The following is a 15,951-nucleotide window of genomic DNA, read 5'->3' as shown; positions in this document are numbered from 1 at the left end:
GAGGCGTGGTGGGGTGCATCGCCTCGGACCCAGTGGGTGTGCGGCGGCCCGCACCGGTTACGCGGTGCGGGCTTCGGGCGGCACGGCGGAGGGCGGCGGGGAGTTGCTCGAACCCGCCGTCTGCCTCTCCGGACGTCACTGGTCACTGCTGCATGTCGGCCATGATGTTCACCCTGCCGACCACCGGTCAACGCATTTTCGGGACGCTCCCCGCTCGACTCGGGTCGGGCGCAGCGGGTCTCCGTCGACGGGGTGAAGATCCGTTCCGGCACCATCTGCGATCGATGATCGACACGACGACGGGCCGCACGAGTAGGGAGCCGATCAACATGGCCGCAGGTGGACCTTCAGTCGTGGCCACCGTGCAGGGCGTTGATTCGCCGCGCCAACGTCGGGCTGTGGACGCTCCTGTGCGAGCGCGCCGTGAATTTCGGTGTGGTCACGCCTCGCGGGTCGGTGTCGGAAGAGCATGAGCCTTGGGGGCAAAACGGTGAACATCGAGCGGGTGTGGCGGCCGGACACCGACTTGAAGCACGAGATCGAAGTTCTTTTCGAGAGAGCCGTCGGGTCGTACCGCGCAAATCCCCAGCTCATCTCCGAGCACGCGAACCACGAGGAATCGTTCCGGGTCGGCTGGTACGCGAACCGGACCCTGCTCGAACTAGTGCAGAACGCCGCCGACGCGATGGCGGGCGGCCAGGATACCTCGGGACGGGTCGAGATTGTTCTCGATCCCGCATGCGAGGTCCTGTACGGCGCCAACTCCGGGCGGTCGTTCTCCAAGAGCGGCCCCACCGCGATCTCCCACGCGCACCTGAGCGGCAAGCGCGGCGACGAGATCGGGCGCTTCGGCCTCGGGTTCAAGTCCGTCCTCGCGGTCTCCGACGCGCCCCAGGTCTTCAGCCGTTCGCTGTCGTTCGAGTTCACACTCGTCGGCCGCCAGGGCCGCGATCCCCGGGATCGCGTCCACCGCCAAGCGGTACCCCGCCCTGCGCATCGCCACCGCGATCAGCGGCACGCTGTGCCCCAGTCGGATTGGGACCTGCGCTCGGTGGAAGTGGCGCGCGCGTCCGGGTGGGTTGTAGTGACTGGACCGTGCCGTGCAACATCTGCCCTACTTGCGGTTCCGGTTCGGCGGGTCAGGAGGGGCGAAACCGAGTTCCTCGTCAAGCCGGGTCGGCCAGTCTTTGTTCGCCAGCTCCGCTGTCACGAGCACGTCGCGCCAGTCGATGGTGGCCTCGGCGAGGAAGTGTCGAAATCGTGCGAAGTTCCCTCCGGCGAGCAGGACGACGGCGGCGTGCACGCGTTCGAGGGCTTCGGCGTTCAGGTGCGGGAGATCGGCCTCCGCGAGCAGTCGGATGATCTCCGTGGCAGAGCCGGGTTCAGGGAAGTCGCGGCGTATCCGCCGATGCAGCCGGGGTTCCTTCGTGGTCACCGGTCGATCGTGGCACGAGTCCGCCCGGCGTCGCACCGCATACCGTCGTTGTGGGAGTGGGGCTCGCCGTGCGGGCGCGGCACCGTCGACGCGGAGAGCCGGTGGGAGCACCGAGTCGCGACTTCGCGGTTGACGGGAAGGACATCCGGTTGAGCAGGGTGAGTGCAAGCCGGTGTCGGCCGTGTGACCGAAGTCGGCTGCACATCGAACGGATCGAGGTCAGGTGGGACGCGACGGAGTGCAGCCGGACTGTGGCCGTCGGGGCACGAGGCCAAGGCGTGATGTCCATCCCCGAGGTAGGCCGGTAACTCCGACAACGCGGACCCGCCGCCGAACACGTCGTCGTCGGAGGAGAACACCGACAGAATCAGTTCCGCCGACTCGGCTTTGGCGGCACGATCCGAAGCTGTGGTGGCGGAGGGTGTGCGCGGGTGGTGGGGTGGTCGTGTTTTGGTCGGAGGCTGACGATCTTGCGATACGGCCGTCACCACGGAGTGCCGCCGAGGCTCGCAGGACCGCTGTCGACCACGATCAGCTTCTGGAGAGGCCAGCCGCTAGCGTGGGAATCGAGGTCGGCGCTCAGCCACGACTCGCCCGGCCGCGCCCGATGGAACCTGAACGTCCCGTTGGTGGTGTTCGTGCCGATGATGCAACGCACTGCCACCGGCTCGTCCAGCTCGTTCACCAGTCGGACCAGTTCCAACGCGAAGCCGAGTCCGTGCCGGAGCATCAACGCCTGGTCTTCCTCGGAGATCACCGGCTGTCCATCCGCCGTCGATCCGACTTCGACCGGCACCGCGTCGTCGAGGTGGAAGCTGCTGACGAAGCACTCCCAGCCGGTCAGGTCGGCGAACCTGCCCGGGGGCTCGTCGGCCCAGCCGGAGTATCCCGCGAACAGCAGGACTTCGCCGCGACGGACGACGCCGTCGCGGAGAAGCTCGCGCAGCATGGGCGCGAGTTCGGCCGGTGGGCAGGCACCGGTTCCGAGCGCGTCGGCCGCGACGTCGCTCATGCGCACTGTCAACACGGACGAGAGCGTCTCACGTGCGAGCAAACCATTATCCGCCTGCACCTGCCGGCCGTCGGCGGCCGTGAAAGTCAGGTGGTGCACACGTTGTTCGGGCTACGCGATGCCGAGTTGGAGCGCGCCGGCGGGGCCGGCCCAGCTGTCGGGGTCGTGGAGCAGTTGCCGGTTGAGTTCGGGTGTCGTGTCGAACGCCTCCAGGGCGGTCCGGGTCGGCATTGCCTGCTTCGCCAACGAGTCGGCGGCGCGCTTGCGGGCTTGCCACCGCTCGATCGGCTCGCCGAGTTCCAGCAGCCTGGTCGGCACTCGCTGGCCCAGCAGGAGCAGGTCGATGGCGGCGAGGCCGTGCGCGGCCGGTGCGAATCGGTCGGCCATGGCCTTGACGAGGTGGTTGCGGCGGTAGAGCGGGGCACCGCCCGCGTAGACGTCCAGCACGGGCTGGACTCCGGAGACGTCGGTGGTCTCGTTGCACGCTTGCCAGAACGGCGTGGCCAGGCGGTTGTTGTAGCGGTACTGGACGGCTAGCAGCCAGCGGAAATCGTCCCAGTTCCGCCCCAGTTCGGCGTTGCACAGCTCCCGTGGTTGGGGATCGGCCCACGACGACGGCAGGGCGGACGTCAGGGTCGTCACCTCGATGACGATCGCCAGCAAACCCGTGGACTGCAAGGGCTCTACGAACCCGTAGGAGTTGCCGACGGCCACAACGTTGCCACGCCAGCACTTCTCGTAACGTCCGGTGCGGAAGCGCACCAGTTTCGGTTCGGTCGCCTCCGGGTGGCGGGTCTGGAACTCGTGGACCGCTTCGTCGTCGGAGATGAACCGCGACGAGTAGACGTAGCCGCGGTGGTCGTCTTCGCGGGTCGGGATTCGCCAGCACCAGCCCGCGTTCATGGTCGTCGACTGGGTGTAGGGGACGATCTCGCCGTGGTGCGGCGTGTTGCCGGTGACAGCCGAGTCGGTGAACAGGCTGCTGTCGAAGCTCGTGAACGGGGTCTTGAGCGCCTGGCCGAGCAGCCGGGAGCGGAATCCGGTGCAGTCGACGTAGAGGTCGAACGAGAGCGCGCGGCCGTCCGTGGTGACGACGTGGTCCACCCACTCCTCGCCGCCGAGCACCACGTCCGCCAGAGTCGCCTCGACGTGGTGGATTCCGCGCCGCTTGGCCACCTTGTGGAGGTAGGCGACGAGTCTGCCGTTGTCGAGGTGGTAGGCGAAGGGCATGTACTTCATCAGCGACAGCGGGCCGTTCCCGGTCTCGTACACCGGGACCCGGTCGGCCGTCATCATCGCCGAACCCAGCGACACGTCGTTGGGGGAGCCGTCACCCTCGCGGATCGAGCCGACCAGGCCGACGGAATCGGTGGTCCAGTCGAACGGGCCCATGAACGGCTCGGCGGCCGGGCCCCAGTCGAACTTGATGCCGAGCTTCCAGGTGGGCTTGACCTCCTGGTAGAACTCCGCCGGGTCGATCCCGAGGTAGTGGTGCAGGAAGACGGTGAGGTGGGGAGTCGTCGCCTCGCCCACTCCGATGATCGGGATCGACGTGGACTCCAGCAACGTGACGTCCAGCCACGGCCGCTTCTGCTTCAGCGCCAACGCGGCCAGCAGCCCGGCCGTGCCGCCGCCGATGATCCCGACCTTGCGGATGCCCTGCGGGTCGCCGTCCCGCGCGGGGTGCATGTCGCCGCCCACGGGGGACGGCGAGCCCAGCAGGACCGCCGGATCGGTGCCCGCGCCGCCCTGGCCGGACAGCCAATCGCGGACGCCTGACGCCTGATCCTCGGGAAGCAGCCGAACCAACCGGTCGAGCACGTTCTGGTCGTCCGATCCCGGTTCGTGTCCCGTAGACGCGCGGTCCATCCAGGTCTCCTGTCCGTCCGGCGATCAGGCATCCCGAAGATAGCGACAACAAGGCCGATCGGAGGCTCCCGGTACCCGAACGGACACCGTCAGCCACCCGTTGGGCCGAGTGCGACTGTCGGCAGCCTCGCCGTGGTCAAGCCGTTGCAGGTGCGGCCGGCCGAGGCGCGCCGTCGACCGGGTCCGGCAGCCGGAACCCGATCGACGGTCGCGCGTGCCGTGCCGGTTCTCCGGGTCGGGCTGCCCGAAGCCGAGCTGTGATTTCAAGAATTCTGCAAAGAACTTGCCCGAGCGGTCCGGTGCACTGGCCGACGCATCACGAATTCCCGGGCAGGGCCGGGAAAGCGGTGGCGGAGCACCCGTGGACCGAACGGTACCCCGCCTCGCGCGGATGCCTCCGGAGAGCCGCCGGTGTCGGTTTCGACCGCGATCGCGGCGCACCGGTCGGGCGGGCCTCCGGTCCGCGTCACGGTGACGGCGCGGACCGGCTCCGCTCGCTCTCCGGAGGTGTCCGGCGATCTCGATTCTGCGACGAGTGGAACAACGACAGGAGCAGACAATGGGACGACTGGGCCGAATTCTGGCGGCAGTGGGCGTGGCGGCCCTGGCCGCCGGCACGTTCCTCCTCCCCACCGCGGCCTCGGGGCGGACAGGTGCGGAACCCGTGGCCGCCGCAGCGCCCGCGCCGGCGTTGAACCTGCCGACGATGTTGAACATCAGGTCCAACTACAACAACCGGTGCCTCGAAGTCCGGGACGGCAATCCCGGGAACGGGGCGTTGGTCAACATCTGGGACTGCTCCGGGTGGCCGTCCGAGCTGTTCGACATGTCCAACGGCCAGATCGTCAACGCCATCAACGGAAAGTGCCTCGACGTCGTGGCGTCGAACGGCGAGAACGGGGCGGCGGTGAACATGTTCGACTGCCACCGCGAGTGGACCGCCCAGCAGTGGTGGTGGGACGGCTCGCAGATCCGCACCCGGTTGACCGGTCGGTGCCTGGAGATCTCCGGGGCCAACTGGTGGGTCGGCGCGTCCGTCCAACTGTGGGACTGCAACGGCGGCGCGCACCAGCAGTGGCGGCGCGGGTGAGCGACAGGTGATCCGCTGAACGAGCGATGGGCGGCCTCGGCGCGAACGGCAGGAACCCGGGGCCGCCCTGGCGATCACGGATGGTCTCTCGCGTGCCCTTGGGCTGAGCCGGTGCCGGTTTGGTGTCGACGGCACCGCTCGGGCGAGGAAAGGCATGTCCCGTCGGATGACGGCGGGAGGTGTCGTCCGGCGGGTCGTGACGTGCGTCCGAAGCGGGATCCGCGTCGGCAGCGCCCAGGCGTGGAGGCTGCACTTCACCGTCCACCGGCAGACCGACGGCTTCACCTATGTCTACGACGACGGCGGCGGCTACCTGCGAACCGAACTCCTCCTCATCCGGCGGTACGACACCGAAACCGAACCGGTCTACTTCTTCTGCCTCGCCGGTGGTGGCGGGGGAGTCGGGCCACTGGCCGGTTCCGGAGGCGCGGCAGCGCCCGCGACCTGCGCCGCGCACTCCGGCCGCACCGTCTTCGGGCTGTTCCGGGCACGGCTGCGCCTCTACGTCGTGACGAGCTGGTTCTGGGCCGTCCACGAGGTTTGGCGGACCAGACCGACCCACCACACCAGCGTCAACGCGATGATCGTCGGGTTCTTCACGAACAGCAGCACCGCCAGGTAACCCTGCCGGGCCTCCGCCGGCAGCAGCCCGCCGACGACGGTCTCCGCCACCACGTCGAACACCAGGAACGCGATGCTCAGCAGCGCGCCCTGCCACACCAGGCTCCGCCAGTGCGCCGTCGCGAACGCCGTGAAACGTTCCCACGTCGCCTTCCCGCCGCGCAGCGCGAGCCACCCGACGGCCAGCACGAGGAAGACCCGCACCGCCATGACGGCGATCTCCGACGCCGCCGCCCACCCGCCGGGGATGCCCCAATTCACCGCGACCAGCCGCTGCACGGACGGCACCAGCGACAACCCCGCGATCAACGGCAGGTGCCGCAGGTAGAACCGCCACGTCCAGCGCGGCACCTCCAGCGTCAGCTTCAGCTCCGCGCCCCAGATCCCCACTGCTGCCCCCCTGGTCGATCCTTTTAGTTCAGTGTACTAAAATATCAGGCGAGGTAAAGTGCTTGCCATGAGCGACCTCGGACGTGAGCTGAGCACCGCCGTGGTGGCGTTCCACGAAGCGGTGGGTGCGCACCTCGGCGTCACCGCCGTCGACCAGCGCGCGCTCGCCCTCATCGGCCGCCACGGGCCGATGACGGCGGGCGACCTCGCCAAGCGGATCAACCTCACGCCGGGCGCGGTGACGGGCGTCGTGGACCGCCTGGAACGGGCCGGCCTGGCCCGCCGCGACCCCGACCCGGACGACCGCCGGCGCGTCCTGGTCACGGCGGTGGGTGGCGCGCTCGGAGGTGCCTTCGCGGGCCTCGACGCGGCGATGGGCGAGGTGACCGCCCGTTACAGCCCCGAACAGCAGCTGCTCATCGCCGACTGGGCGACCCGGACGGCGGAGGTGCTCCGCGAGCAGACCCGGAAGCTGACCGGGAGTCGTTCGTCCGGAGGGTAGAGCGCTGCCAACGTCCTGTCGTCGGCCTGGCGGTGCGTCAGGCCGCCAGGTCGAGCCATTGGCCGACGGGCAGCACGCGCGCACGCCGTCCGGCGTGCACCCGGAACTCGCCCTCCGGGTCGGTGACCTCGACGTAGCCCGCGATCTTGTCCGGCTGTTCCGCCTCGTAGTGCATCGGCACGGCGTACCGGGCGTCGAGGATCTCCGCCGCCGCAGCGGCCTGTTCGGGGTCCATCGCGGCGGGCAGCGGGCTCGGCGGCTGGAGGTGCGGCGCGTCGACCACCGGGCCGTTGGCGGGCAGGAACACCGCGTCGAACGGGCTGAACCGGCGTGCGACGAGCCACCAGTAGCCGTGGAACATGGTGTCGCCGCCGTGGAACACCCGGTGCCCGTCGGCCTGCACGACCCAGTTCAACTGGGGGTCGCCCAGCCCGTCGACGGCGGGAACCGCGGTCACCCGGAACGGCCCGATCTCACGGGTGGACCAGGCGTCCACGACCTCGGCGGCCAGCCGGTGCCGGGTCAGCTCGCGCTCGGCCGGCAGGGTCGTCACGTTGTCCACGTCGTCGCCGTGGCCGGGTGCCGGTCGCAGGACCGGCGCTCCCGTGGGCAGCACGTCCGCGAGCGCGGTCGCGTCGGTGTGGTCCCGGTGCAGGTGGGTGACCAGGGCGGCGGTGACGGGCCCGCTCGGCACCGCCAGGCCCTCGCCCGGTTTCCAGCCCGTGAACAGCGGTGACAGGTCCTGCACGTAGTCGATCACCAGGTGCTCGCCGGCCGCTTCCAGCTCCAGTCCGGCCCAGCCCAGTCGTCGTGCCCGCATCCCGTGCTCCTCGGTCTCGGTGACGGCACCGGAATTTAGCGTACGTGCGTTCGCCAAATCAATAGCGAACGCACGTACGCTATCCTTGGGGCATGTCACCGCGACGCTCCGCCGCCGAGGCGCTGGCCACCAGGGGGCGGATCCTCGGCCGTGCCGCCGAGATCGCCTCCGAGGAGGGGCTGGACGGCATCACCATCGGTCGGCTCGCCGAGGAGCTGGAGATGAGCAAGTCCGGCGTGCACAAGCACTTCGGCACCAAGGAGACGCTCCAGATCTCCACCCTCGACAAGGCGTTCGTGGACTTCTGGCACCGGGTGGTCGAGCCCGCCCTGGCGGAGCCTGCCGGCCTGCGACGGCTGCGCGCGGTGTGCGCCAACTCCGTGGACTACCTGGAAACGCCGCTGCTGCCCGGCGGCTGCCTGATGACCGCTGCGCTCACCGAGTACGACGGGCGTCCCGGACCGGTCCGCGACGCGGTCGCGGAGGTGTGGTCGCGCTGGCGGGACCAGCTGCGCGCGGACCTGGCCGCCGCCGTGGACACCGGTGAGCTGCCCGGCGGGTTCGACGTCGACCAGGCCCTGTTCGAGATCATCGCCGCCGGTCTGGCGTTGAACGCCGCCATGCAGCTCCAGCACGACCGGGCGGCCGCGGGCCGGGCCCGCCGGGCGATCGAGCGGGCCTTGGCCCAGTCCTGACCGCCGCGGCGCGACAAGATCGGCCGGACCAGTCGGGCGGGTTCACGGTTCGGGGCGGAAGCTCGCGGGACGCAGGTCGGTCCAGTTCGTCCGCACGTGGTCGAGGCACTCGTCCCGGGAACGGCACTCCACGACGACGCGCCAACCGTTCGGCACGTCGACGGCGGACGGCCACAGCGAGTACTGGTCCTCGTCGTTGACGAGCACGTGGAACGTGCCCTCGGGATCGTCGAAGGGATTGGTCATGACCGGTCCTGTCGGGAGATCGTGCCGATCTCGTCGTCGGGACGGCGCACGGCGTCGGACAGGAACGCGCGCAGCCGGTCCAGGATGCGGCTCGCGGTGCTCGCGTCGAAGATCTCCTCGCTGTATTCGAGCACGCACCCGAGTGCGGCGCGATCTCCGTGCGTGACGGTGAATTCGAACTTCAGGTCGAACATCGTGGCCCCGGCGCTCCCGACGCGGACGTCCGCCCGCGCCCCGTCGAACCCGACGCTCGACCACTCGGCGTCCCGCAGGGCCGCCGCGACCTGGAACAGCGGGTGGCGGCCGTACCGGCGTGGCGGGTTGACCGCCTCGACCACCCTGCTGAACAGGACGTCCTGGTGGTCCAAGGCGTCCAGCACGGTGGCGCGCGTGCGCCGGACGAGTTCGCGGAACGTCGGCTTCCCCGAGGAGTCGACGCGCAGCACGAGCGTGTTGGCGAAGAACCCGACCAGGTCGGCCCAGGCCGCGTCGGGGCGGTGGGCGGTGACCGTGCCGATGGGGATGTCGGTTTCGCCGCACAGGTCCGTGAGGACGGCGGCGAGTCCCGCTTGCAGGATCGCGAACAGCCCGCTGTTCTCCTGGTGCCCCAACTCGGTCACGGCCCGGTGGACCGCCGGCGGCCAGGTCGTGGAGACCACGCCGCTGCGGTACGAGGGCCGTGCCGGTCGGGGCCGGTCGACCGGGAGGGGCAGCTCGGCCGGCAGCCCGTCGAGGGAACGTCGCCAGAAGTCGAGTTGGTCCGCGAACGTGCCGTCCGGATCCGCCATCGCAGCCTGCTCCCAGCGGGCGAAGTCGTTGAACCGCCACCGCGTGGGCCGCAGCCCTGCGGTTCCCGTGCGGCGGGCTTGGTAGGCGACGGCCAGATCGTCGAACAGCGGGACGATCGAGGTGCCGTCGCACGCGATGTGGTGGATCAGCAACAGCAGCACGCTCCGCCGGCCGTCCACGTCGAAGAGGGTGGCGCGCAGGGGTGGTTCGCCGGCGAGGTCGAATCCCGTCCGCACGGCCCGTCCGATGTTGTCCTCGACGGCATCGGCCGCCACCGCGCGGGTCTGGAAGGGGACTTCCGGTGCACGGACGACAAGGCGGAACGTGCCTTCGGAGTCCATCGGGTAGACGGTGCGCAGGGGCTCGTGCCGCTGCACGACGTCGACCAGGGCCGCCTGTAGCGCCTCGGGGTCCAGCCTGTGCGGGACGTCGAGGACGAACGGCACGGTGTAGAGGTTGTCACCCGAGCTGAAACGGCTGTACAGCAGCATTCCGTGCTGTCCGACCGTCAGCACGGGCTCGGCGTGCGGATCGGGCGGCAGGGGTCGCGTCGCGCGGGCCGGGTCCGGCGCGGCCTCCACCAGGGCGTGCAGACCGCCCAGCGTGCCGGCCTCCAGGATCGCCCGCACGGAAAGGCTCACGTCGTGGCGCTGCCGCAGCCGGTGCACCACCATCATGGCCCGGATGGAGTCGCCGCCCGCTTCGAAGAAGGAGTCGTTCATCCCCGCGTTGGTCCGACCGAGGACTTCTTCCCAGATCGCGGTGATCTCCCGCCCCGCCTCGGTGGGGGGAATGGCTTCCGGCACCGCGGTTTCCCCGTCGAGGTCACGGCTTTCCAGGGCGGCGCGGTCGATCTTGCCGTTCGGGTTGAGCGGAAGCGCGTCGACTTCGACGATCTGGCTGGGGAGCATGTAGTCGGGCAGCGTGTCCGCCAACCGGGCGCGCACCGCGGCACGGTCGATGTGGTCGCCGGTCGGCCGGGCGAAGGCGACCAGTTGTTCGGTGCCGACCGGGTTGGTGCGGACGACGGTGGCCACTTGCGCGATGTCCGCGCACCCCGTCAGCGCCGTGTCGATCTCGCCGAGTTCGATCCGGAAGCCGCGCAGCTTGACCATGCCGTCGACTCGGCCGAGGAACTCCAACCCGGCGGGCCCTCGGCGGACGAGGTCTCCCGTGCGGTACATGCGGGTGCCGGGCGGGCCTGAGGGGTCTGCGACGAACCGCTCCGCGGTCGCTGCGGCATTGCCCAGGTAGCCCCGGGACAGGCCGGCCCCGGAGAGGTAGAGTTCGCCGGTTTCGCCTTCCGGTGTGGGGGAGAGCTTGCCGTCCAGCACCAGCGCGCCCATCTCGGGCATCGCCTCGCCGATGGGGACCCGGTCGGGCACGGGTTCGTCGGTCGGTATCGGGTGGAACGTGGCGAACGTGGTGGTCTCGGTCGGGCCGTAGACGTTGACCAGCCTCAGGTTCGGGCAGTGCTCGACCACCCGCCGCACGGCCGGGGCCGAGGCGGCTTCGCCACCGAACCACACCTCCTGCGCGCCGGCCAGGCAGTCCGGCCGGATCTCCGCGAAGGCGGCGAAGAGGGCGGCGGTGAGGAACACGTCGGTCACCCCGTGCCCGGTGATCGCACGCTCGAACGCCGCCGGGTCCATGCCGTAGAACGGTTGGTCGGGGACGACGATCTCCCAGCCGTTGAGCAACGGGACCCACAGCTCGTAGGTCGAGGCGTCGAAGGCGTGGGGCGAGTGCAGCAGGACCCGGCGTCGCCCTCGGGTTCGCCACGCGCGGCTGCGCGCGAACTCCTTGACAGCACGGTGTGTGGCGCCCACGGCCTTCGGCGTGCCGGTCGATCCGGACGTGTGGATGACGTAGGCGAGCGACTCGACGGACGGCTCCGGCGACGCGGTCCGCGAGCCCACCTCCTCCGCCCTGTCGTCGACCAGCACCACTGCGATGCCCGATTCCTGCGCCTGCGCGAGGTTGGCGCGGTCGGTCAGCATCACCAGCGCGTCGAGCGCGCTCAACATGGCCGCCGTGCGCGCGGGAGGGTCGCTCGCCCGGACCGGCACGTAGTAACCGCCGGCCTTCACGACCGCGAGCACGGCGACGACGTAGTCGACCGAGGTCTCCACCAGCAGGGCCACCGCCGTCTCCGGCCCCACGCCCTTGGCGCGAAGCGTCCGTGCGAGCGCGTCGGACTCCTGGTCGAGTCGGGCGTAGGTGAGGCTGCGGTCATGGCTGCGCACCGCGATGTTCTCGGCGACGGATTGCGCCCTGAACTCCTCCACCAGCGTCGATTCCGTCATGACCCGGCCCTCCCGTGCGGTCCGTCGTCCTGGGGAACGCCGCCCCCGTCGGCGACACCTCCGACGCGGGAGACGAGTTCCGCCGTCTGTTCGACGGTCAGTCCTTCGACCAGCAACCCCGACGGCGTCCGCACGACGACTTCCGGCGTGGCCACGCCGGAAGGAACGGGCGACTGCCCGGCGTGGTCCAGGGCCTTGTCGATCACTTCGGCGACGGCCCGGACGTGCGGCGGCTCTACGACCGTCAGGTGGTTGCCGGGCATCGTGTGCGCGGTGAACCCACCGTGGCACAGTCCTTCCCAGTAGTCCTCCGGGGGCGGGCCGTCGTGGTCCTGGTCGAGAGCCCGCAAGTACAGCAGGGCGGACGGCACGCGCACCGGCCGGTGTCGGCGGATCGCCTCGACCGTCGCCACCATGACCTCGCGGCCGCGCGGTTCGTGCTCCAGCACGTCGCGCATCGCGTGCCAGGCGCGCGGCGCGGTCTCGCGGAACCTGTCGAGGGAGGCGAAGACGTCGTCGGGGTCGGCGAGGTCCTGGCGCTGCTCCGGGGACGGGCTGTCGATCATGATCACCAGCGGGACCTGGTGGCCCGCCTGGGCGAGCTGACCCGCCATCTCGTGGGCGACGAGGCCACCGGCCGAGTGACCGCCGAGCACGTACGGGCCGGTCGGCCGGTCGGCGAGGAGTTCGGCCACGTTGCGTGCCGCGATGTCGGGGATCGTGTTCAGGACGGGTTCCCCTGGTTCGAGCCCGCACGCGCGGAAGCCGTACACGCTCCGGTCCCGGGCGAGGTGCCCGACCAGTTCCCGGTAGGAGTAGGCGGTGCCGCCCAGTGGCTGGACCAGGTACAGCGGTGCCCGGGTGGAGTTGTTGGCGCGCAACGTGATCAGCAGTGGGTCCGCCTCCCCGGCGGGCTTCACCGCGGCAGCCAGGGCCCGGAAGGTCGAGTTCTCCAGCAGGGCGTGCACGGGCATCCGCGTGCCGGTCCGCTCCTGGATCTTGCGGCTGAAGGAGACGGCCAGGTGCGAGTCGCCGCCTGATCGGAAGAAGTCGTCCTCCGGCGCGACCGCGTCCACCCCGAGCAGCTCGCACCACAGGTCCTCCAGCACCTGGGCGGTCCCGTCCCCGTTACCGGTCGTCGTGACCGGCACGGCGTTGTTCCGACGTGGTTCCCGGGGCGTCCGGGTGAACGAGGAGGTCGGCAGCGGAACCCTCTGGCGCGCGTCGCGGTGGACGGCGTTCCAGTCGATTTCCACGCCGTGGCACCACAAGCGGGCCAGCAGGCGGGCCATCAGGTGGGCCTCCGGAGCGTCCGGCAGCAACGTGGTGGCCACCAGCCGTTCGCCGCCGCAGTCGGGGTGCAGCAGCGCCGCCCGGGTGAGCGTCTGCCCCGGACCGACCTGGACCAGCGCGATCGCGGGGTCGTCCAGCAGGGTGGTCAGGCTGTCGGCCAGGCGGACCGTGTTGCGCAGGTGCTTGGCCCAGTAGCCGGCGTCCGGGGCCCGGGTCGGGTCCATCCACGCGCCGGTCATCCCGGACACCAAAGGGATCGCGGGTTTGCGCTGCGCCAGTTTCGCGCCGTGCTCCTCGAACTCGCCGAGTACCGGCGTCAGGGCCTTGGAGTGCGCTCCGGAGGCGAAGGCCAGCCGACTCACGCGAACGCCGTCGCGGTCCAGGTCGCGCTCCAACCGGTCGATGTCCTCCGCCGGCCCGGAGACCACGCAGTTCTTGGCGCTGTTGACGCACGCCAGGGAGAGCTGTTCGCCCAGCAGGGGGTTGACCTCGTCCTCGCCGAGCCCGATCACGAGCGAGGCCGCCGGCGGCAGGTCGTCGAACAGCCGCCCGCGCAGCACGACGAGGTCGACCAGGTCGGGTAGCGTCAGCACGCCCGCGACGTGAGCGGCGACGCACTCGCCGAGGCTGTGCCCGAGCAGCATCGACGGGACCACGCCCCAGGAACGCAGCAGGGCCACCAGCGCGACCTCGGTGACGACGATGCCGGCCAGGTTCAGCGAGGGGCGCGACAAGCCCTGGCCCTCGGGCACGTCGGCGGCTTCGGCCGTGAAGATCAGCGAACGCAAGTCGCTGTCCAGGGCCGCGTCGAACAGGTTCACGCACTCGTCGAAAGCGCTGCGGTACGCCGGTTCGGCGTCGTACAGCTCGTGCCCCATGCCGTGGTGTTGTGATCCGCCGCCGGGGAAGAGGAACGCGACCTTCGGTTCACCGGCCAGCCCGGTGAACACGTCCTCGCTTTCCTTCGCGGTCAACAGTTCGACCGCAGCCCGTGGCGTCTCGCAGACCACGGCCTTCCGGTGGGCGAACGCGTCCCGGCCCAGCTGGAGCGTGTAGGCCACGTCGGACAGGGAGACCTGGTCGGCCACGTTCCACAGGTGCTCGGAATGACGTGCGCAGTCACGATCCAACGCCGAGGGCTCGCGGTTGGAGAGCGGGAGGACCTGCGGGCGCGACACCGGCTCGGGAAGGAAGCGCGGACGTGGCGCTTCCTCGACCACGACGTGCGCGTTCGTCCCGCCTATGCCGAACGCGCTGACGCCCGCCCGGCGCACCGCGCCCTCCGGCGGCGTCCAGTCGATCGTGGCCGCGTTGACGTGGAACGGCGACTGGTCGAGCTTGAGGTCCGGTTGGGGCCGGGTGAAGTGCAGGACCCCGGGAATCCGCTTGTGCCGCATGGCCAGGACGGTGGAGATCAACCCGACGACACCGGACGCCACGTCCATGTGCCCCAGGTTGCCCTTGACCGAGCCGAGCGCGCACTCGTTCGCACGGGGCGCGGCCGAGTCGTCGAAGACCCGGGCAAGCGCACGCACCTCCATGGCATCGCCCAACGGGGTCGCCGTTCCGTGCGCCTGGACGTAGTCGATCTCGCCGGGGCTGACGCCCGCGGCCTCATGGGCTGCGGTGAGGACGTCGATCTGCCCTTCGACGCTCGGCGAGGTGAACCCGGGCTTGCGGTCGCCGTCGTTGTTCACGGCCGAACCTCGGATCACCGCGTGCACGGTGTCGCCGTCGGCCACCGCGTCCTCAAGGCGCTTGAGCACCACGACCCCGGCACCACCGGCGGGCACGGTGCCACGACTGTCCACATCGAACGGTCGGCAATGACCGTCCGGGGACAGGATGCCGCCCTCTTCGTAGACGTAGGAGGTCGTGCCGGGCGGCAGCAGGCTGACTCCGCCGGCCACGGCGAGCGAGCACTCGTCGGTCAGCAGGCTCCGGCACGCCATGTGCACCGCTACCAACGACGTGGAACACGCTGTGCTGACGGTCAACGCCGGTCCGCGCAGGCCGAGCTTGTACGCGGTGTGCGCGCTGAGAAGCTGCATGGGGTTGGAGAACTCCGCGCGGTGCTTGGCCACGTCATCGTCGTCCGCGGTGTGGAAGACGTCCAGCCAGCGGTAGGCGACGCTGGCCCCGCCGAACACGCCGACCCGTCCCTCCAGGGAGGTCGGGGCATATCCGGCGTGTTCGAGTGCCTCCCAGACCGTTTCGAGGAAGAACCCCTGCTGCGGATCGAGTTCGCGCGCGAAGGCGGGAGGGTAGCCGAAGAGGGCCGCGTCGAACTCGTCCTCCGACTGCGGCCGACCGAGGACGCCCACCTCCCGTGCCCCGCCGTGTTCGCGTTCGTCCGCCGACGGGTCGCGCGTCAGCCCTTCCTGGCACCCGTCGAGCAGTTCCCACAGCTCATCGATGTCCGCCGCGCCGGGAAAGCGCCCGGCCATGCCGACGATGGCGATCGTGGTCGCGCCGGTGGGGATCGGGTCGGCGGGGATCGGGCCGTCGTCCTCGCCGCTCGGCGACGCCTGGGGCTCCTGCGCCCCGATGTGCTCGGCGAGCTGCCGGATGGTGGGGTGCTCGAACAGCGCGGCGATGTCGAGTTCGACGCCGTGCCGGTCGGTCAGCAGCTTGTGGACCTTGATCGCGAGCAGCGACGTCCCGCCGGCGTCGAAGAAGGGCACGTCGACGCCGACCGAGGAAACGCCCAGGACCTCGCACCACAGCGACCGCACGTCATCGACGGACACACGCCCGCGGCTGTCTACAATGGATTCTTCACGGTCCGGCTCGGGCTGTCGCGACGGCGACTCCTGCGTCGGGCCTCTGTCGTCCCTGTTCCTGCTCACCGGCTTGCCCTTCCTGACTGGGGTCGATCATGTG

General features: G+C 70.3%; 11 protein-coding genes. 4 read left to right on the top strand and 7 right to left on the bottom strand.

What is annotated here, in order from left to right; genetic code table 11:
* Window positions 1-490: 490 nt before the first annotated feature.
* Window positions 491-1,588 carry a sacsin N-terminal ATP-binding-like domain-containing protein gene (locus tag AC0HI0_RS16620; protein ID WP_480933271.1) on the top strand — a complete coding sequence of 366 codons (1,098 nt, stop codon included), beginning with the start codon at window positions 491-493 and terminating at the stop codon, window positions 1,586-1,588.
* A gap of 331 nt (window positions 1,589-1,919) precedes the next feature.
* Here the strand turns inward: AC0HI0_RS16620 and AC0HI0_RS16615 are convergent, their stop codons facing one another.
* Window positions 1,920-2,546, bottom strand: coding sequence for a hypothetical protein (locus AC0HI0_RS16615; protein ID WP_480933270.1), 627 nt, complete (start codon window positions 2,544-2,546; stop codon window positions 1,920-1,922).
* A gap of 12 nt (window positions 2,547-2,558) precedes the next feature.
* Entirely contained in the window at window positions 2,559-4,316 is a 1,758-nt protein-coding gene (locus tag AC0HI0_RS16610; RefSeq protein WP_480933269.1) for a tryptophan halogenase family protein, read from the bottom strand.
* A 559-nt stretch (window positions 4,317-4,875) separates the two neighbouring features.
* On the opposite strand from AC0HI0_RS16610, the gene AC0HI0_RS16605 reads away from it, so the two are divergent.
* On the top strand, window positions 4,876-5,406 hold the full coding sequence (locus tag AC0HI0_RS16605; RefSeq protein WP_480933268.1) for an RICIN domain-containing protein: 531 nt from the start codon (window positions 4,876-4,878) through the stop codon (window positions 5,404-5,406).
* Window positions 5,407-5,907: 501 nt separating this feature from the next.
* Here AC0HI0_RS16605 and AC0HI0_RS16600 read toward each other — a convergent pair.
* Window positions 5,908-6,417: a hypothetical protein gene (locus AC0HI0_RS16600; protein WP_480933267.1), complete on the bottom strand. Its 510-nt coding sequence runs from the start codon at window positions 6,415-6,417 to the stop codon at window positions 5,908-5,910.
* A 67-nt stretch (window positions 6,418-6,484) separates the two neighbouring features.
* On the opposite strand from AC0HI0_RS16600, the gene AC0HI0_RS16595 reads away from it, so the two are divergent.
* Entirely contained in the window at window positions 6,485-6,919 is a 435-nt protein-coding gene (locus AC0HI0_RS16595; RefSeq protein ID WP_480933266.1) for a MarR family transcriptional regulator, read from the top strand.
* 37 nt (window positions 6,920-6,956) lie between these two features.
* On the opposite strand, the gene AC0HI0_RS16590 is transcribed toward AC0HI0_RS16595, so the two are convergent.
* Window positions 6,957-7,739: an MBL fold metallo-hydrolase gene (locus AC0HI0_RS16590; protein WP_480933265.1), complete on the bottom strand. Its 783-nt coding sequence runs from the start codon at window positions 7,737-7,739 to the stop codon at window positions 6,957-6,959.
* A gap of 92 nt (window positions 7,740-7,831) precedes the next feature.
* Here AC0HI0_RS16590 and AC0HI0_RS16585 point away from each other — a divergent pair, with 92 nt between their 5' ends.
* Window positions 7,832-8,434, top strand: coding sequence for a TetR/AcrR family transcriptional regulator (locus tag AC0HI0_RS16585; protein ID WP_480933264.1), 603 nt, complete (start codon window positions 7,832-7,834; stop codon window positions 8,432-8,434).
* 42 nt (window positions 8,435-8,476) lie between these two features.
* Here the strand turns inward: AC0HI0_RS16585 and AC0HI0_RS16580 are convergent, their stop codons facing one another.
* From AC0HI0_RS16580 to AC0HI0_RS16570, 3 genes are read right to left on the bottom strand one after another with little or no spacing between them, the layout of a single operon-like run.
* Window positions 8,477-8,680, bottom strand: coding sequence for an MbtH family protein (locus tag AC0HI0_RS16580; RefSeq protein WP_480933263.1), 204 nt, complete (start codon window positions 8,678-8,680; stop codon window positions 8,477-8,479).
* Entirely contained in the window at window positions 8,677-11,775 is a 3,099-nt protein-coding gene (locus AC0HI0_RS16575) for an amino acid adenylation domain-containing protein (protein WP_480933262.1), read from the bottom strand. The genes AC0HI0_RS16580 and AC0HI0_RS16575 overlap by 4 nt, the downstream gene beginning before the upstream one ends.
* Complete coding sequence (locus AC0HI0_RS16570) at window positions 11,772-15,818, bottom strand: beta-ketoacyl synthase N-terminal-like domain-containing protein (protein WP_480933261.1); 4,047 nt, start codon at window positions 15,816-15,818, stop codon at window positions 11,772-11,774. The genes AC0HI0_RS16575 and AC0HI0_RS16570 overlap by 4 nt, the downstream gene beginning before the upstream one ends.
* Window positions 15,819-15,951 lie beyond the last annotated feature (133 nt).

It is taken from the genome of Saccharothrix sp. NBAS 001 (assembly GCF_056640475.1).
This window is presented reverse-complemented; position numbering and strand designations above follow the sequence as displayed.